The following is an 18445-nucleotide window of genomic DNA, read 5'->3' as shown; positions in this document are numbered from 1 at the left end:
TCCCCATTGTAATCGAAAAGACCAGTATACTGCAATTGCATAAGTTCTTTCGAAGTTATCCGCTATAACTATCTTTATTATCTATCGTCCTTCTTGTCAGAACAATTTCATCAAAGTATTGTGTATAGGCAGAATCACCTGAATAGGATAAACATAAATATTGCTTTGCACGTGTCATACCAATATAGAGACGTGAAGCTTCCTGTTCTAAATCTTCCTCTAGATACCAAGGAGTATTGTCAAGATTCACGATAAATACTACTTGAAAATCCAAGCCTTTACTGCTATCAATTGTACTAATTTTGACCGATTCTTCATTGCGCTCAAATGCACGTTTGCTGTCAGCTGATTCTGCAATCCAATAATACGGAATATTTATTTCCCGTAGCTTCTGCTGTAAAATGGCTACATAATCCTGTCCCTTACTCTTTCGTACCCTGTATAAAATAAGGATTTCATGATATGGAATTTTCTTTTCAATATGCAATTTTCGAATTTGTAATGCTACAATTTGAGCCTCTTCAAAGAAATTATTGCGACGAATTATTGCTGGTTCTTCTCCTTTACGTCTTGTACTTTGCGGGGCAATAATTTCGCCCTCCATCTCCTTTGACACAACCTTATTTTTAAGTACTGAGAAATGTTGATAAAAATCCCAGGCAAACTTCACAATTTGAGCTGTATTACGATAATTAATACTTAATACTCTTGATCGACCCTGGAAGCTTAAACCTGTATCTTGAATATAAGAGCGCGCTCGTTTATATATTGATTGGGCACGGTCCTCAACTAAGAGTAGTGACATGGTATCAGGATTTAATAAATTTGCCACTAGTTTAAACCATTCACCTTCAAAATCCTGCCCCTCATCAATCATAATAGCATCGTATTTTGGTAAGATAGCTTCTCCATTCTCTAGCTTTTCTAGTAAAAGTGGTATTCTTTCTTCAGAAGTTTTTAAATCCTTTCTTAAAAATGCATGAAAATTGCGGACTTGTATTTGATGTGATTTCTCTTGGAAGCCATCTGTTCCTTGAGAAAAATCAAAATCAAACAAACTATCAGGGGTGTGCATCATATGAAAAATCATTTGCTCTATTGCCCTAGCGAGAGAAATATTGTAGCACAAAATCAGTATTTTCCAATCAGGATGCTGCTTAGCTAAAATTTTGGCTCTAGCTGCCAAAATTAAGGTTTTACCACTCCCAGCCACTCCACGGATTAGTCGATTTTTATCTCCAATCTGCTTTGCTAATTTTTCCTGATGTAAATCCATTGTTTTTATATCATGCAATGACAGCAATAATTGATCTTGATAAGGGACAGGTGCTTTAAATTCCGCACTTATTCTGACCTCTGGGAATAGGTGATAGCGTATTCTATTGATATCCTCTGGAGATAGTGGTTCTTTTAATCGGAATGGCATACTGAACATATCTATAATCTTTTCAAAGAGATTTTCCTCTGAAAAACCTTCATAGTCTGGATCAATTTCATCTCTAGTTAAACAGAAGTTGGGCTCCACTATACTATAAAGATCATGTTCAATAAAATCACTTTGTGTCATTCTTGTAAATACTGCACCTGCTCCACATGGGAATTTAAGTTTAAATTGATATTTACCTTCCAACTGTACAAGACCTTTATCCTTTTTAAGTGCATCACATATATGGAACATATAGTCTTTTGCTTGCTTATATGGACTTTTTACCGTTGTTTGATTCCCTTTAGCAGAACGAATCATCCAAGTATCCTGGTTTACATGCAATAAGGTATGCTTAGTGTAATCCTTCACCTCAAGTACAATTAACCCTAAATCAGGACCTAAAATAACAAAATCCGGTCTTCTACCTAAAATTTCAGGCTCATAGTAAACAATATAATCATCAGGCAGAAATTCCTTCAATGTTCGAAAAAGTAAGCGCTCACCAGTTGTTGCAGTGGAACGTATTGTTTCCGGCATGGTCATTGCCATACGCACACCTCCATCTTCTATTACCTTACTTACTTCTTCTCCAGAAACGACAAAACTCCTGTTTTTTTCACAGGAGTTTCCAAATTTCTTTATAATTATACACGGCCCACTAATATATCAACATCAATCGTGATTTCATGTAAATGGATAGCAGCACCTTCTTTTTTATGCCACCCCATTGGCGTCATTTCAAGCAATGCTGGAACCAGTTCTGTGGCAAGTGGTGTCGTATAGGTAATTCGCTTAACGCTTACGTCCATAAAGCTTTCTGTAAAACGAGCAACTATTTGGTCATTTGAATAGGACTCCTTGTCCGAATCCGCATATAATTGTGCTCGAAGCTCATGTAAATACTTACTTTGAGGGACAACTTTTACTACGCAACCACCCGGAGCTAGTAAACGTTTAAATTCTTCGTAATTTGCAGGTGATAGAATATTTAAAATGGCATCAAAGCTCGATTTTGCAAATGGACTTCTCGCCAAATCACCCACACACCAAATCTGCTCTGGATAATGTCTAGATGCAGCAAGTATGCCTTCCTTCGCAATATCAATACCCACACCAATGCCTTTTTTATCATACATTATACGGGCTAAATGTGAGCCCTCCCCACAGCCAGTATCAAGCACGGTTTGTGCAGGAGCTATTAATTCTATAATTTTATCTTCAACCTCATCATACATACCACTATCAATAACCTTCTTCCGAGACTCAAAGAGCTCCTTGCTATATTTTGAAGCAGCTCCATGTGTCAGCATATTAATGTAGCCTTGCTTGGCAATATCAAAAGAATGATTGGCTGAACAAACCATTCTCCCTTGCTCCTGTATCGTCATGGACTCCTGACAAATCGGACAAGCAAAAAGTGATAGATTATTATTCATTAAAGCCGCTCCAGCAGCTCGTTTAGAAAGTGCCCCCATTTAATGTGCCTCCTTCTGTTCTGTTGGCGAAACAAGTGCATAACGCTCCCATTTACGACTTTTCCATCTAAAGTATACGATAATTGCTCGCATCCATTCATCTGCTGATATCGCTAGCCAAATGCCTACTAGACCCCAATCTAAAACAAAGACGAAAAAATAGCCCAATGGAAGACTCATACAAACCATTGATAAAAAGCCAATCTTCACAGGAAATCTAGCATCACCAGAGGCACGTAATGAGTTAATAACCACGATATTCATCGTACGCCCCGTCTCAAGCAGAATACTTAATGCTAGTACAGAAGCTCCAATAGCAATAACCTCTGAATTATTCGTAAAAACATGCATTAATGGCTTACGGAATATTGTCACAACAGCCACCATTACAAATGTAAATATAAAAGCTGCACGAACACTTTTCCAAAGCTGTCGATAGGCCTGGTCTTTATTGCCAGCACCAACATTACGACCAATAATAATGGCTGTTCCTGTACCAATTGCAATGGCAAATAAATACGTAAACATTGAAATATTCATTGCATATTGTCTTGCTGCCAGTGTCTCTGCCCCTAAATACGTTGCATAGTATAAGAAGACGATTTGACAGAACTGATAAAGCACCTGCTCAAATGCAGATGGCAGACCGATGTTTAATATTTTTCGAATATACTCCTTTGAATACTCAAAATAATATTCAAGCTTCACTCTTACCTCCATCACCTGATACAGCAGCCAGAAAAACACGAGTACTGCTAATCCACGGCTGACAACGGAGGAAATAGCTGCTCCCTTTACACCTAGTTCTGGTAATCCTAAGTTACCAAAGATTAAACCGTAATTTAATATAACATGCAGCACATTCATCCCTAATGATACATACATTGTTTGTTTCGTCCAACCATGCACACGAATTATTGCTGCTAACGCATTGATAATTGCCTGTAAAAAAATAAAGCTTCCTATGATGACTAAATAGCTTTGTGCATATTTAAGTACTTCTCCCTGTAAGTTCATCATTGTCATTAAATGACTTGCAAAGAAGAAGAAAAGTACACTCATGATAATTCCTACAATCATGTTCATCGTAACTGCTAAAGCTGATATTTTCGCAGCTTCAAAAAAACGCTTTGAACCTAAATATTGAGATACAACAATTGATGCACCATTACCAACTACTTCAAGTATTAAAATCGCAATATGAATATATTGATTTGCTGCGCCAACCCCTGATACAGCATTATCAGATAAAGCGCTGAGCATAAAAGTATCGGCAAGTCCCATTAACATAAATAAAAATACTTCTAAGAAAATTGGCCAAGTTAAATGAAATAAGCTTAACTTGTTTGTGTCTTTACTATCACTTTCTTTTACTGTTGCTGCCAATACATTTCACTTCTCCTATTTCCATTAAAATAAATAGTATCTTATCATAGATTTCGTGACTGTAAAGAATTTTCTAAAGTAGTTGAAAAATAAAACAGCCTATTCCACTCAAAAACCCCTCTCACCATACCATGTGAAAGGGGTTCCTATCATGTTAAACAATTGGCCTGTAATTGCTTACGTTTATCCGCTGTTAAACCGAATTCCTGCTCTAAAAAGTCCTCCTTTGAACCATACCGTCTATCCATTGCATCAAATGCTGCCTGTAAATAATCCTCACGAGCTGACATCAATGCGTAAAATTGCTGTAATTCTTGATCATTATAATGTTGTTGAATGTTCTGAGCCATTCTTTCAACCATTGGACGTAAATGAATATTTGTATCTAAATAGTCCTCCATAATCGATTCCTCTGGTACATCTAAGGCCAGTAAAATAAGTGCACCACCGATGCCTGTTCGATCCTTTCCTACTGCACAATGATGAACTAGCCCAAGATTATTCGGATTTTGAATAATCGTCATTAACTCTTTAAAAGAAGCATTATTAAAGGGCATCTGTGCATAAAATTCTTGGAACATCTCTGGACTAACAACTTTATAAAAATCTTTCCCACCAGTGTTTGTTGGCATTTCAAAAGCATGGTTACCCTTTGCTGGTATTTGAATATAGTGAGCCTGCGGAAAAATGGGATTAGGATTGTTTTGAGCTTCATGGTTGTCACGATAGTCAAATATCGTTTTCACACCTAATGTATCAAAAAGCTGCTTATCTGCTGGCGTCATCTTACCAAGAGCTGCTGAACGAAAAAACATACGATTCTTTACGACACGACCATCTCTTGCTTTATACCCGCCCATATCACGAAAATTATAGACTGCTTCAAATGGAATAACCTTCACATCAAACTGTTTCATTCATTACCCCTCCCATAATTGCAAGCATTATTATCTTTATTTTATAGAACGAATCGCAAGAATACCAATTTTTGCACTATGAATTCAAAGATTTATTCACTACATTAAAATAAAACTCCAACAATCATCCTTTAAAATGATGTTGGAGTTTTAATTTGCCAATTACGCTCGCGTCATAAATTTTTCTGATTTTCACTTTTTTTATAAAAACCTTCTATAAATTTCATTAATTTTCCAAACTCCACCGAAAAAATATCCTGTATACCGAAATATCCATCACTGTTCCCTATTATATTAGCGAATTTTTTATAGAGTCGATGGATATATTCATGGTGACGATAAGCATAAAATTGAACTTCCTTTACATCCTTATGTTCTTCTAAAATATGCTTTAGCATTTGTGAAAAACCCTTAACAAAGGAACGGCTATTTTGATATTCTCTCTTTAATAGAGCACAATCAATAAAGACAATTTCTTTATTTTTAAAATGATCCTCCCGTAATCCCAACGTATAGCTAGCTGCCGCGATTACTTCCTGTTGGCTATTATAAAAGAGCAGTAGATTTGTCTCTTCTATCATGATTGATAAGCTTCCTAGAGTCTCCAAAATGGGATACATATCATCAAACATATTTCTGTTTTGCAAAAAGAAAATCGCAAACTTCTCATAATCCTCTTCTGTCTTACATTTCATTATATGCATACATGTCAACCTCCTTCTAAACAGTAAATTTAGATACCCATTTCCCATGCATTAATATTGGTTCCACTGAGCCGTCATCATAGACACCATTCACTTGTAAATGCTCGGAGCCAATCATAAAATCAACATGGATTATACTAGAATTAATACTATTTTCATGATCTACTCTATCTTCCTCTTTCAAGCCTGATGTATATGCCTGCCCAATCGCTAAATGACAGGATGCATTCTCATCCAATAAAGCATGGTAAAAAATAAGATTACTTGCTGAGATAACAGAGTCATGGGGTACTAATGCAACCTCACCAATATATTTTGCTCCCTCATCCTTATGCAAAATTCCATTTAACGCATCCAGCCCTTTTTCAGCACTGCAATCAATAATTTTCCCATCTTTAAAAGTAAGGGTAAAATCATCAATTATCTGCCCTTCATAAACTAATGGCCTTGTATTTTTAACGACCCCATTAACACCCGTTTTAAGCGGTGTTGTATAAATCTCTTCTGTTGGCATATTACAAATAAATGGTGTTCCATTGTTATTTGTTTCTAAGCCATTCAACCAATGATGATTGTTTGGTAATTCGATTTTTAAGTCTGTGCCTTCACTGATAAAATGTAAATATTGGAAATGCTTATCGTTTAATAATGCTGCCCTTTTATTTAATCCTTCTGTATGCCGCTCCCATGCTGCTATTGGATTTTCATCCTCCAATTTCATTATCTTAAAAAGCTCCTCCCATAGCTGCTCTAGTCTATCCTTTGGCGCCATATGTGGAAAAATGGACTCAGCCCATTTTTCCGTGGGATAAGCGATAACAGTCCAGCTCACTTGCATGTTGATCAATTTTTCAGTAAAGGAACGGAAGGCAATTGCCAAAGCATATTCAGCTTTTTCTACTTTATCGGGATCGATTCCCTCCATGTTTTGTAGATGAGGTGAAATAATATAAAGAAAGGCAGCACCATCACTCGCCATCTCTTCGTAACCTTTTACAAGCCAATCTGGTGTATACCCCAACCCCTGCTCTGACATTAATTCGCACTCTATGCGAGCTAGCTCTTCGTCAATCCATTTTACATAAACAAATTGTGCGCCATTGAGATAAGCATATCGACAAATTCTTCTAACAAAATCAGCAGCAGTAATAGATGCAGAAATGACTAATGTCTGCCCTTGTTGAATATTTATTCCTACTTTTATGACCAACTCCGCATACTGCTCTACCTTATGTTCAAACGTTTTCATTTTATATTAACTCCCTATTATTTATTGAACGCGCCAATGTATTTTTTTACTTATCAATAGATAGGAAATACATGAAAAAATGATTAAAATAAATACTTCTTTAAATAAAGATGCTGTCCATCCTACAGTAAGCATCTCATGAAGGATATTCGCTACATACGTTGTCGGTAGCACATAGGAAATCCATTGAAGAATCCTAGGTAAATCCGTTATTTCTATCATAACTGGAGTTAAAAAAGTGACAAACATCAGTAAAAATTGAGCGACAATATTTGTGAATTGCGGATTTGGCGATAAAAATCCCATTAATACACCAATCCCTACTACACTAAAGATCGCCAATAATGCTACTGGCAGTAGAAGCCACTCGAAATGAAGACTCACACCATAAATACGCTGGCCTAAAATAAATACGATGATAAAGGATGGTAGGGAGGTTAAAATTCCGTAAAATAACAAGGATAATATGAAACTTACTTTACGAATGGGAAGTGATGAGTAATATGTAAAATAGCCTCCAAATTTTTGATAGGAGATATCCTGTCCTAAAATATTCATCCCCATTAACAGAATACTAAAAACCATATTTCCGATAATTAATCGTGCCAACTGTTCTTGACTGGATTCCCCTAGTAGAAAGTTAAGGAAAACTAGTGTAACTACTGGAAAGATTGCAGACATAGCAATAATCCACCATAATTGGTGGCGCACAATGGCGATTTGTATTCGAAAGAGGATGATTAATTCAATAAAAAATTGAGTGAAGGGGTTTGCTCTCAATCGCTATTCACTCCTCTGTTGCCCTTGAAGCATAGAATAGACATCCTCTAGACTTGGTGGTAGCAATGAGTATTGGCTAATGTTTAATGTCTCGTCCTGTATCAAATCAATAACTGTACGAATAGTATTTTTTTCAATAAGCATTGTGAGCTTGATATCCTCTACTAATTCTATTTTCCCGAAAATTTCAAGACTGTCTTGGACCTTTTGAATAGAAGCTTCCTGCGCATAAATTTCTAAACGCATTCTTTGATCCACCCTTCTCTTCAGCTTCTCCACATAATCAATGGCTAAAAGCCTTCCATTATCTATAACAGCTACACGATGTACAACCTTTTCAGCTTCCAAAATATTATGAGTCACTAAAATAATTGTTGTGCCCCTGTGATTAAGCTCACGAATGATCTCCCACACTAATTTCCGTTTTAATGGATCTAGCTCATTTGTAGGTTCATCCAGAATGATGACCGATGCCTGCCCAATCAAAGTCGTTCCCAAGCTAATAAGTCTTCTTTGTCCTCCAGAAAGTTTAGATACTAGCTTATTTCGATATGTCTCCATGCCTAAACGCAGCAGGATTGCCTCCGTCTGCTGCTTCGCTTCCTTTTTAGATAAGCCCTTTAATCTTCCCGTAAAATAAATGGCTTCCCATGTTTTTAAAAATGATAACGCAAAGGTCTCTTGTGAGTAATAAGCGATTTGCTGAATGACGTCCTTTGTATTTCTGGAAACTTCCTGTCCCTGAAATTTCACTGATCCTTCTACAGGTGCTAATTGACCAATCATTTGCTTTATCAAAGTTGTTTTTCCTGCCCCATTTGGTCCTAGAATTCCAATGATTTCTCCTTTATATATGGTCAGTGAAATGCCATCATTCGCTTTATACCTTCCTTTTTTGTAGTAGAAAGTTACATTTTCTAACTCATACACTGGTTCAAGCATACTAAACAGCCTTCCCTGTTAAAATTTTAATAGATGGAGGCCTGACTAAATAAGCCAGACCTTCAAACAAATTATCTACCTATAGGTACTCTATCGCCCGTCCGAGTGGGAGATGCTGTTGGTGGAAACATCATTACTTTTCACCTCACCTTCTATTGAAGAATTAAGAAGGTCAACCACAGATCTTCATGTTAAAAAACCCTCTACTTCAAAATACATTCTGAAGGTTAAAATTAGGTTAAAAAATACAGTTTTTTTATTCAAAAAATACAAAAAAGCTGCCCCTATTTAGAACAGCTTGCTGGTTTAATATTTTTATTTAAATAGCTCAGGATAAACTGATTTTGCCACTAGCTTAGAGACTTCGTACTTGCCGCATCCTCCTGCTTCAGAAGAGTAGTTATATGTTCAAATAAAGGTCGATCTCCTGGCTTGTACAGCTCCATCTTACATAATATGTTATTAAAAAACCCTTCACTACTTGACAATAGGCTACCATTATAATTCCTATACTTACAATTTCTCTCCGAATTCCCAATCATGCTATCTTTAGTAACACATATTATTAAATAAATATTTATAGGATTTTTTCAATAGCCTGCTCGATATCAAGCTGAGAATCTGTAGGCTCAAAGCGTGATACTGTTTTGCCATTTACATCGATTAAGAATTTTGTAAAGTTCCAACGGATATTACGGCCTTCTAAAAAACTAGGCGCTATTTGAAGTATTGCTTCTGCAAGCATTTTTTCCTGCATGCTTGCTTTTCCAAATGAGCGATAATCGACCTTATGCTTCAAATAATTAAACAGTGGATGTGTTGCATCTCCATTGACCTGTACTAACTCAAAAATCGGAAATGTTACACCATAGTTAACCTGACAAAGATGTGTAGTTTGCTCACCATCCTCAGGGTTTTGATTCCCAAATTGATCGCAAGGGAAGCCTAATACAACAAAATTCTCCTTGCCATATTTGTCGTACATTTTTTGTAAGTCTTCGAACTGATATGTAAAACGACATTGATTAGCTGTATTGACAATTAACAGTGTTTTTCCACGGTAGGTCTCCATTGATAAAATCTCACCATTTGGCTTCTTTACTAAATAATTATAAATACTCATGTTTTAATCCCCTTACTTTTTTCCTACATTATAGTAAACTTCCTTCTACTCACAAAAGGATTTGCATTAAAAAAAGCCATTCCATTACTTTTAACGGATGGCTGCCCTATATTTCTTTTTATTTTTCATATCTTGCTCTTCCTCAATTAAACGTTTCACAATGTCCAGCACCTTTGGATTATTCGTGGCATCATATAATTTCTTAAAAGATACTACGATATCATATCGTATTAATGTTGAATGTTTTTCATCTAGACATGTCTGAAACCTTTTAGCCAAATAGGAAACGACTAAATCCCGTTGTACCTGCCCTGCTAAACCTATTTTCCAGATGGCCTGTAGAGTATGCCTTACCGTTTCGATTTTTTCATCATATGTTACAGCCCAAATCTTTAAGAAGTCTTCCAATACCCTTTCTTCTGGATCACTTTTCGCTGCTAATGCACATAAAAACTGTGCTGCAAGCGCGCGCATATGACCATCTTTATATGTAAGAGCTTGAACAAGTTGTTCCCAAACTGCATATGTCCAATCAACTGGTTCCTGCATAATTTTCATCAATTCTTCGTAAGATGCATATTGAATTTCATGGTCACGCTCTGTTAAATTACTAAAAAGCTGCAAAATTTCTTTTTCCATCATTCATCCCTACCTTTATTGTGTCAGAACGTAAAATTTTTATGGTACACTTATCTTAATTTGCGTAAAGAAGGTGAATATATGAATAAATTAAATACTAGGAAACTGATTTTTAGATTGATAATGATTATTTCTATAATCGTAGCTGCATATTTTATTATCCCTGTTTCCGTACCAATCATCTTAGCTGGTGTCACCGCATTTTTTTTAGAGCCAATTGTTATGTTCTTTAAACGGCAATGGAAAATGTCACGGAAAATTGCAGTTGCTGTTATTTACATAGTGAGTGTCATCCTAATTACTGTTATTTGTTACTTTACGATTACACAACTTATGTCTCAAATAATATTAGTTTCAAAGCAAGCTCCATACTATATTTCAAAGCTATCAGAAATGTGGCTTACTATGCAAGAAAACATTTCTAAATACACTGAAGACTTTCCACCTGAAGTAAGTGCCTCGCTTCAAAATACAACGATGGATTTCATTAAGAAAATTGAAGAATCTTTTTTGAATTTCTTTAATTATACCAAAGTTACAGCCTTCTTTTCAGAAATTCCAAGCCTATTCATTAGTCTTCTGGTATATATGATTGCTCTCTTTCTATTTATGCTAGATCTGCCTAAATTAAAACAGATCACTTATAAATATTTGAAGCCTAGCACTGCAAACAAATTAAAGATTATTTTAAATCGCTTAAAGGATGCTATTTTTGGTTATATGAAGGCACATTTATTTGTTAGTTTTATCATTGGTGGCGTCACACTAATTGGCCTTTTATTAATTCAGCCTAAATATGCTGTGACAATGACTATCATTATATGGATCATTGACATTATTCCTTTCCTTGGTTCCATTATTATATTGGCACCATGGGCACTGTATCACCTGCTGATAGGAAATATATCTATCGCTGTAAAATTATTCATCTTAGCAGCTATTTTACTCATTATTCGACGAGTAGTCGAGCCTAAATTAATGGGAGACCATATTGGGTTATCCACTTTACCAACATTAATAGCTATGTTTATCGGTCTACAATTATTTGGTGTTATAGGGTTACTTGCTGGACCCTTCGTTATTATTTTCTTCGTTGCATTAAAAGAAACAGGTATTATCAAATTGAATTTTAAAATTTAATCATGTGAAAGAAATAATGTATCAAAAAAAGGTCATCTTTGTAATAAACAAAGATGACCTTTTTGTTAATTCAATCGTCTATATATTAATTGAGCTTATTGAATACGACCAAAGCCAACTAAATACTGATTCCACCAATCAAGTGATTCAACAACAACACCCTTATTTTGAGCATCAATCATAGTGTTGTTTCCTAAGTAGATACCTACATGCGCTACACCAGAGCCGTAGCTGAAGAATACAAGGTCACCTACACGTGCTTCACTTGCTGAAATACGTTGAGTTGCTAGATATTGTTGTGATGCTGTACGTGGTAAAGATACACCAGCTTGTTTGTAAGACCATTGTACAAGACCTGAACAGTCAAATCCTGTCGATGGGTTACTTCCACCCCAAACATAACTACGGCCTAGGAATTGCTTTGCAGTTGAAATAGCATCACCTGAAGATGCCGTACCTGAACCTGAACCGAAAACAATTTTGCCTCCGTTATTTGAAGCTTGTACAGCCGGAGTAGCTGCTTGAAGTGCACGTAAACGAGCTGCTTCTTCCTCTGCTGCTTTACGTTCTGCTTCTAACCGTTCTTCCTCTTGTTTTGTTGCAATCTGTGCTTTTAATGCAAGTGACTTAGCTTCGCTTTCAGCCTTTTTCACTTCCATTTCGCTTTCCTTTTGTTGAAGCTCTTGGAATTGTTTTTGAAGCTCTTTTTGTTTTTCATCTAATGTTGCCTTTTGTTGCTCTAGGCTGGCCTTATCTGCTTCCTGTTGATCAACTAGTTCTTGGTCAGCGTCCATTAATGTTTTAACCGCTACGACACGGTCCATTAAATCAGCAAAGCTTTTTGCTTCAAGGACAACGCTTAAATAGACACCCACTGTGTTATCCTGTGCTTGGTATGCAGCCATACGCTCGCTTAAAATTGCTGAACGTTGCTCAATACGTTTTTCTGTCTCAGCAATACTTGCATCTATTTCTTTAATGTCTGCCTGAACCTGATTAAATACTTTTACTTTTTCATCGATCTCTTGTTGTAGTTTTGTTAAATCTTCTTGAAGTTTTTTAATTTCTGCATCTATTTTAGCTTTTTTCTCGATCATTTGTTGAGAAGTTTCTTCTGCATGCACTTCTGTTGGTTGTACTGTATTAAATAATAAGCCGCCAGCTAGTGCCAGTGCTAGTACCATCGACTTACGCCATTTATTGCGCTTACCCACGTTAACTTCTTTCCCTTCATCTCATCAATTTCGTTTCTCGTGTTCTATGTAGTCACTCGAACGATGTATATTTGTAAATTTATTCTTATATTTTCATTAGCCTTTTAAAGTTTAGCATTAATAGCATAACTTTTATACTATTTCGCGTCTTTTTAATACTTTAGTAAAACTCGAAATAATTCTGTAACATTCGATAAAATGACCACAAAATCTACTTAACGCTATTTTTTTCTACAAATTACACATTTTTAATTTTGCTCTATTTGACCTATTTCGAAATTTGTAATGTTTCTGTAATATTTCTTGCACAAAAAAGGGTAAGGGATTTTTCCCTTACCTATTGCTTCATAGACCGTAATGCTTGTATGGAAAGTCGTACTAATAAAATTGCACATAAAAATAAACCTAAGTATGCTGCTGTATTCAGATAAACAGCATAAGAATCATGAATAAATTGTGAGATAGCTAACAGTGCTACTGAAATGATTCCAAAGGTGATGCCAACGAGAAGCAAGACAAAACGTGAAAACAAATTGGTTACAAAGCGAGCATTGTGTTCATCTGAAAAAATATCATGGTGTAAAATAATTTTTCCACTCTCTACTCGTTGAATAAGCTGATCAACCCGTCTTGGCATTTTGCGCAATGTCGGGATAAGCATTGATAACTCTTCTTGTAAGCGCTCCTTTGTGGCCATTGGTTCTTTAAATGGCTTGAGGAATGATGCCCGCATATAAGAAGCAGAAAAATCTTTGGATTCAGTGAAAATATCAAAACTCGGATCGATTACTCTTAATGTTCCATCTAATGTTACTAGCGAACGAAGCGCTAAACCAACTGCAGGATAAAAAGCAAGCCCAAAATCACGAACAACCGTAAACAATGCATGTATTAATTCTTCAGTTGGAATTCGATCTACATAAGAAATTTTTAACAAAATTTGGTCGATTGCCTGTTCCATTCTCGCACGCTCAGCATGATCTGCATGTTCAACCAACAATGTTAAGCCGTCGTATAAAATACTTGAATCATTTAACTGTATGCCCATTAAAAATAGCTTCAAGCCCTCTTGCTGAGTTGCTCCTAGGCGACCAACTGCTCCAAAATCAAGCAGGATTGGAATACCATCTGTCTCATCGATATGAATATTTCCTGGATGTGGATCTGCATGGAAGATACCTGAAAAAAGCATCTGCTCAAAGAAGGAATATAAAACGGTACGTGCAAATTGCCTACGATCAATTTTTAAACGTTTAAATTCTGCCGCTCCACTCGCCACACTTTTTCCTCGCACATACTCCATAACAATTATATTTTCAGTACAGTAATCCATGTAGATTTTAGGAATCCGTACCTTGTAATCACTTTTAGAAAGAGCATTTGTCACCTGTAATGTATTTCGGACCTCAATATCTAAATGAATTTCCTCACGTAATCCATCCGCAAAACCGCCAGCTAATTCCCGAAATCCTAATGATTCAGCCCATGTAGACTTATTTGTCAGCCAATTGGCAAATTCCTCTAAAATATCAAGATCATCTCGCATAATCCCCTTCACCTCTGGACGCAGTAGCTTTACCACGACTTCATCATAATTCTTCAATCGTGCTTTATGTACCTGTCCAATAGATGCTGCTGCGATTGGTTCCATTTGAAAGCTTGCAAACACCTCATTTACGGGCTTTGGAAGTGAATTTTCTAAAATTTGAGTCACCTGCTCTGGTCGCAGAGGCTTTACATTATGCTGTAGCCTTTCCAGCTCATCAATAAATATTGGAGAGAATAATTCCTTACGCGTAGAAAGGACTTGACCAAATTTAATGAATATCCCACCACATTGCTCCAATGTAGCCCTTAAAGCTATAGCAAGCTCCTTTTCATTTTCCCGTTGTCTCGCATATTTGATGGTTTGTACAACACCATTCGTTACAGCGATTTTTAACACCTGTCGTAAACGCTTTTGCTGCCGCCAATAGCTGCGAAGACGTAACACTAAGGTTTTTTGACCATTTCGCCGATCTCCAGCTGTAATACCACTTGAGTCAAAAAGCTCAAAGACAAGATAAAGCAGCATAGAAATTAGTAGCATGCTTCCTATCCAAATAAGTGTACTAACCTCTGTTACTGTTTGCATCATCGTTTCGGATAAAAAATCCGTATGACGCAAATAGGAGTACCAGTAAACAAAGGACGTTAGCGTTACACTAATAAGTACTGAAAGAAATCTGCGTACAAAGTTAATATTTGAACCAATTAAGCGCCCGCTGACAAAATAAATAAGCCCTGATACAACAATAATTTGGATTAAAAACTTTAAAAAAATCAACAGTGTCACCCCCGATGCTACTTCCTAATACTGCTAGTATAACAAATTTAGGCACTTATTTTCTTTTACTAGGTTTCTCTTTCCCCTTCACCTTCCGATTTAAAGAATTTTATATTTCTATTGATGAAATACCATGAAGGGTATATAATTCAATTATAGCAACGTTTTTTAAATTTTTAACTCTACTTTATTGCTATAAATCTTTATTTTATACCTACATACCCATATACGTATAAAAAGAAAAGGATGTGTCTGTAAATGCGTAAAAAATTTTTAGTAGTCGGTGGTGTAGCAGGAGGAGCCTCTGCTGCAGCACGAATTCGCCGTCTTGATGAGCACGCTGAAATTATTATGTTTGAAAAAGGACCAAATGTTTCATTTTCCAACTGTTCTTTACCCTTTCACTTAAGTGGTATTGTTGAAAAAAGTGACAAATTGATTTTAATGTCACCGCAGACCTTTCAAACGAAATACAATATTGAAGCACGTGTTCTTCACGAAGTGATACGTATTCACCGACAAGAAAAAACAATTACGGTAAAGGATTTACACACAGGTAATGAATATGAGGAAAACTACGATACGTTAGTGTTATCCCCTGGGGCAAGTCCAATCGTCCCTAACTTGGATGGCATTCATTCTTCTCACGTTTTTACTGTTCGCAATGTCTCAGATATAGACCGTTTAAATCGTTATATACAGAGCGATGATATACAAGATATTGCCGTGATTGGCGGCGGATTTATCGGCGTAGAGGTTGCAGAAAATTTGCAGCTTGCTGGCTTTAATGTCTCGCTCGTTGAATTTAGTCAGCAAATTATGATGCCCTTTGATTTTGATATGGCTCAAATTTTACAAAAAGAGATGAAGGATCGAGGAGTTAATGTCATTGTCAATGATGGTCTAGCCAAGGTTGCCGCTGATTATGTAGAACTAAATTCTGGCAAACAAGTAAAGGCACAGGCTGTCGTTTTAGCAATTGGCGTCCGTCCTGAAACATTTTTAGCGCAAGATGCTGGGCTGGCAATAGGTGAACTTGGCGGAATTAAGGTAGATGCTAATTATGTCACATCTGACCCATCTATTTATGCTGTTGGTGATGCCATAGAAGTATTTCATCAATTGACTCATAAACAAACACGTCTGGCACTAGCTGGTCCTGCACTACGACAGGCACGGGCAGCAGCAAACCATATGTTCAATATGCCTCAGCAAAATAAAGGAGTTATCGGTTCTTCAAGCGTGCAAATTTTCGATCTTACATGTGCTTCTACTGGCTTAAATGAAAAAACTGCACTAGCACAAGGCTTTCAAGCTAAGAGTGTGTATCTGATTGCACCAGATAAAGTCGGTTTAATGCCAAATAGTCATCCACTCCACTTCAAGCTTGTTTTTGAAGAACCTACTGGAAGAATTCTTGGGGCACAAGCGATTGGAAAAGGTAGTGCAGAGAAACGTATTGATGTTATAGCAACTATGATTACAATGGGTGGAACAATAGAGGACTTAAAGGAATTAGAACTTACTTATTCCCCAATGTTTAGCACTGCCCGGGATATTGTCAATTTAGCTGCACTAGTCGCTCAAAATCAGTTATACGGTACCTACAAGCAGATAAAAGTTGATGAGGTTAGAGATCTTGTCGAAAATAATGCCTATTTTTTAGATGTGCGAGAAAAAAATGAATATGATGCTGGCCATCTCATCCATGCACATAATATTCCGTTAAGTGAGATACGTAACCGGTTGAATGAGATTCCACAAGATATTCCCGTTTACGTTCATTGTCGTTCTGGACAACGAAGCTACAATGCAGTAATGACCCTACAGAATAACGGATTCTCGAATGTTTTTAATGTAGCAGGCTCCTTCCTAGGTATTTGTCTATATGAATACTTTACAGATGTCACAACAAACAGAGAAAAAATTGTGACAGCGTACAACTTTAATTAAGCTAAAAGGGATGCCGCCAAATTGCAGCATCCCCTATTTTTAATTAGTGGAAAGCACTTGCTCCCAATCTATTGTGCCGTTTTTTACTTGGTCACGTTTTTCTTTAACCATAATATCATTTGGACGTCCACCCTTAGGCCAGTCTTTATCATGATTCGCCCACTCAGGTCGGTCCTGCGATAAAATAAAGGCAGCTAAATCAGCAGCGTCTTGATCAGTCAATGATCCAATTGCTCCAACTGGCATATTATTTTTTATGTAACCAGCCATTTTTGACATACGTGCAATACCTGCCCCATCATTAAATGATTTTTCACCCCATAATGCAGGTCCTGTATTAGCACCAGTACCAGCGCCATCCGCTGCATGACAGGCTATACAAGATTGTCCATATAATGTTTCACCATTTGCGACATCTGGTATTGGAACACTTTTCATATTACTTGTGCCTGCCCATTCACGTTCAGCTCCAATCGGAACCCCTTCTGAGATATAGGCAAAATAAGATACCATTGCCTCTAATTCCCTGCTATTCATGTCAAATTTTTTACCATTCATACTACGAACCATACAACCATTAATACGCTCTTCTATTGTCACAATATCACCAGAACGGGCAATATATTGCGGATAATTTGCCATAACGCCAACTAATGACGATGCTTGCTCATCATACCCCGCTCCTGCATGACAGCTTGTACAAGACAATTGGTTTCCAACATATTCTTCCGCAGCAACATGTGTATTATTAACTAGCTCATAGCCGTACAAGATGGCTTCCTTCATAGGTCCCTCTGGTACTTCCTCAATACTTGGCGGTGCATAGACAACTGACTGCGCAGCTGCTGATGTTGGTATTTTTGATTGTGTTGCTGCTTCTTCAGTTTCTCCATTAGCACCACCTAAAATTTTGTCACTAATGGCTGCTCCTATAAAGAGCGTGCCTGCTAACAGCACTGTTCCTGCTACTCCTGCTACGATAGGTTTCATCTATAATACCCCCCTTTGTATACTCACCTATATTTTAGCAGAATAATGTATTTCTAGATGTGATTTTTCTCACACCTGGCTAAAATAGAACCATTCAGATGATAAAAATGGATAAATTATGAAATAAATATTGTTCTATAACACAATAAACACTACTTAATACCTCTTGTAGTATATGGAT

General features: G+C 36.7%; 15 protein-coding genes. 2 read left to right on the top strand and 13 right to left on the bottom strand.

What is annotated here, in order from left to right; genetic code table 11:
- Positions 1 to 55 precede the first annotated feature (55 nt).
- The 10 genes from AC3WOM_RS04175 to AC3WOM_RS04130 all read right to left on the bottom strand — a co-directional run bounded on the left by AC3WOM_RS04175 (position 56) and on the right by AC3WOM_RS04130 (position 10641).
- Entirely contained in the window at positions 56 to 1975 is a 1920-nt protein-coding gene (locus AC3WOM_RS04175) for a 3'-5' exonuclease (protein WP_492445142.1), read from the bottom strand.
- 95 nt (positions 1976 to 2070) lie between these two features.
- On the bottom strand, positions 2071 to 2901 hold the full coding sequence (locus AC3WOM_RS04170; RefSeq protein ID WP_427537662.1) for a putative RNA methyltransferase: 831 nt from the start codon (positions 2899 to 2901) through the stop codon (positions 2071 to 2073).
- Positions 2902 to 4287 (bottom strand): MATE family efflux transporter, encoded by a 1386-nt coding sequence (locus AC3WOM_RS04165; protein WP_427537659.1) that lies wholly within the window; start codon positions 4285 to 4287, stop codon positions 2902 to 2904. It abuts the gene before it with no gap.
- A gap of 149 nt (positions 4288 to 4436) precedes the next feature.
- Positions 4437 to 5204 (bottom strand): tyrosine-protein phosphatase, encoded by a 768-nt coding sequence (locus AC3WOM_RS04160; protein WP_427537656.1) that lies wholly within the window; start codon positions 5202 to 5204, stop codon positions 4437 to 4439.
- Between the two features lie 173 nt (positions 5205 to 5377).
- Entirely contained in the window at positions 5378 to 5908 is a 531-nt protein-coding gene (locus tag AC3WOM_RS04155; protein ID WP_427537653.1) for a hypothetical protein, read from the bottom strand.
- 16 nt (positions 5909 to 5924) lie between these two features.
- Positions 5925 to 7157, bottom strand: a complete 1233-nt coding sequence (locus AC3WOM_RS04150) for an aminopeptidase (RefSeq protein ID WP_492445139.1) — start codon at positions 7155 to 7157, stop codon at positions 5925 to 5927.
- Between the two features lie 21 nt (positions 7158 to 7178).
- Positions 7179 to 7838: an ABC transporter permease gene (locus AC3WOM_RS04145; RefSeq protein WP_427537647.1), complete on the bottom strand. Its 660-nt coding sequence runs from the start codon at positions 7836 to 7838 to the stop codon at positions 7179 to 7181.
- A gap of 102 nt (positions 7839 to 7940) precedes the next feature.
- Positions 7941 to 8879 (bottom strand): ABC transporter ATP-binding protein, encoded by a 939-nt coding sequence (locus AC3WOM_RS04140; RefSeq protein ID WP_427537644.1) that lies wholly within the window; start codon positions 8877 to 8879, stop codon positions 7941 to 7943.
- 577 nt (positions 8880 to 9456) lie between these two features.
- Positions 9457 to 10002: a glutathione peroxidase gene (locus AC3WOM_RS04135; protein WP_492445137.1), complete on the bottom strand. Its 546-nt coding sequence runs from the start codon at positions 10000 to 10002 to the stop codon at positions 9457 to 9459.
- Positions 10003 to 10092: 90 nt separating this feature from the next.
- Complete coding sequence (locus AC3WOM_RS04130) at positions 10093 to 10641, bottom strand: hypothetical protein (protein ID WP_427537638.1); 549 nt, start codon at positions 10639 to 10641, stop codon at positions 10093 to 10095.
- A gap of 81 nt (positions 10642 to 10722) precedes the next feature.
- Between AC3WOM_RS04130 and ytvI the strand changes: the two genes are divergently transcribed.
- Positions 10723 to 11781, top strand: coding sequence for a sporulation integral membrane protein YtvI (gene ytvI / locus AC3WOM_RS04125; protein WP_427537635.1), 1059 nt, complete (start codon positions 10723 to 10725; stop codon positions 11779 to 11781).
- Positions 11782 to 11876: 95 nt separating this feature from the next.
- Here ytvI and AC3WOM_RS04120 read toward each other — a convergent pair whose 3' ends face one another.
- Positions 11877 to 12995, bottom strand: coding sequence for a C40 family peptidase (locus AC3WOM_RS04120; RefSeq protein ID WP_427537632.1), 1119 nt, complete (start codon positions 12993 to 12995; stop codon positions 11877 to 11879).
- Between the two features lie 337 nt (positions 12996 to 13332).
- Positions 13333 to 15321 carry an ABC1 kinase family protein gene (locus tag AC3WOM_RS04115; RefSeq protein WP_427537629.1) on the bottom strand — a complete coding sequence of 663 codons (1989 nt, stop codon included), beginning with the start codon at positions 15319 to 15321 and terminating at the stop codon, positions 13333 to 13335.
- Between the two features lie 258 nt (positions 15322 to 15579).
- Here AC3WOM_RS04115 and AC3WOM_RS04110 point away from each other — a divergent pair, with 258 nt between their 5' ends.
- Positions 15580 to 17274, top strand: coding sequence for an FAD-dependent oxidoreductase (locus tag AC3WOM_RS04110; RefSeq protein WP_492445135.1), 1695 nt, complete (start codon positions 15580 to 15582; stop codon positions 17272 to 17274).
- 39 nt (positions 17275 to 17313) lie between these two features.
- Here the strand turns inward: AC3WOM_RS04110 and AC3WOM_RS04105 are convergent, their stop codons facing one another.
- On the bottom strand, positions 17314 to 18264 hold the full coding sequence (locus AC3WOM_RS04105; protein WP_492445134.1) for a c-type cytochrome: 951 nt from the start codon (positions 18262 to 18264) through the stop codon (positions 17314 to 17316).
- Between the last annotated feature and the right edge of the window lie 181 nt (positions 18265 to 18445).

The sequence above is a fragment of the Lysinibacillus sp. FW301-JW8 genome, from assembly GCF_058788755.1.
This window is presented reverse-complemented; position numbering and strand designations above follow the sequence as displayed.

Bases quoted from the DNA above. Each gene is read 5' to 3' on its own strand.
- AC3WOM_RS04175 (WP_492445142.1), bottom strand. From the start codon at position 1,975: ATGGCAATGACCATGCCGGAAACAATACGTTCCACTGCAACAACTGGT.
- AC3WOM_RS04170 (WP_427537662.1), bottom strand. From the start codon at position 2,901: ATGGGGGCACTTTCTAAACGAGCTGCTGGAGCGGCTTTAATGAATAAT.
- AC3WOM_RS04160 (WP_427537656.1), bottom strand. From the start codon at position 5,204: ATGAAACAGTTTGATGTGAAGGTTATTCCATTTGAAGCAGTCTATAAT.
- AC3WOM_RS04155 (WP_427537653.1), bottom strand. From the start codon at position 5,908: ATGCATATAATGAAATGTAAGACAGAAGAGGATTATGAGAAGTTTGCG.
- AC3WOM_RS04150 (WP_492445139.1), bottom strand. From the start codon at position 7,157: ATGAAAACGTTTGAACATAAGGTAGAGCAGTATGCGGAGTTGGTCATA.
- AC3WOM_RS04145 (WP_427537647.1), bottom strand. From the start codon at position 7,838: ATGTCTGCAATCTTTCCAGTAGTTACACTAGTTTTCCTTAACTTTCTA.
- AC3WOM_RS04140 (WP_427537644.1), bottom strand. From the start codon at position 8,879: ATGCTTGAACCAGTGTATGAGTTAGAAAATGTAACTTTCTACTACAAA.
- AC3WOM_RS04135 (WP_492445137.1), bottom strand. From the start codon at position 10,002: ATGAGTATTTATAATTATTTAGTAAAGAAGCCAAATGGTGAGATTTTA.
- AC3WOM_RS04130 (WP_427537638.1), bottom strand. From the start codon at position 10,641: ATGGAAAAAGAAATTTTGCAGCTTTTTAGTAATTTAACAGAGCGTGAC.
- ytvI (WP_427537635.1), top strand. From the start codon at position 10,723: ATGAATAAATTAAATACTAGGAAACTGATTTTTAGATTGATAATGATT.
- AC3WOM_RS04110 (WP_492445135.1), top strand. From the start codon at position 15,580: ATGCGTAAAAAATTTTTAGTAGTCGGTGGTGTAGCAGGAGGAGCCTCT.
- AC3WOM_RS04105 (WP_492445134.1), bottom strand. From the start codon at position 18,264: ATGAAACCTATCGTAGCAGGAGTAGCAGGAACAGTGCTGTTAGCAGGC.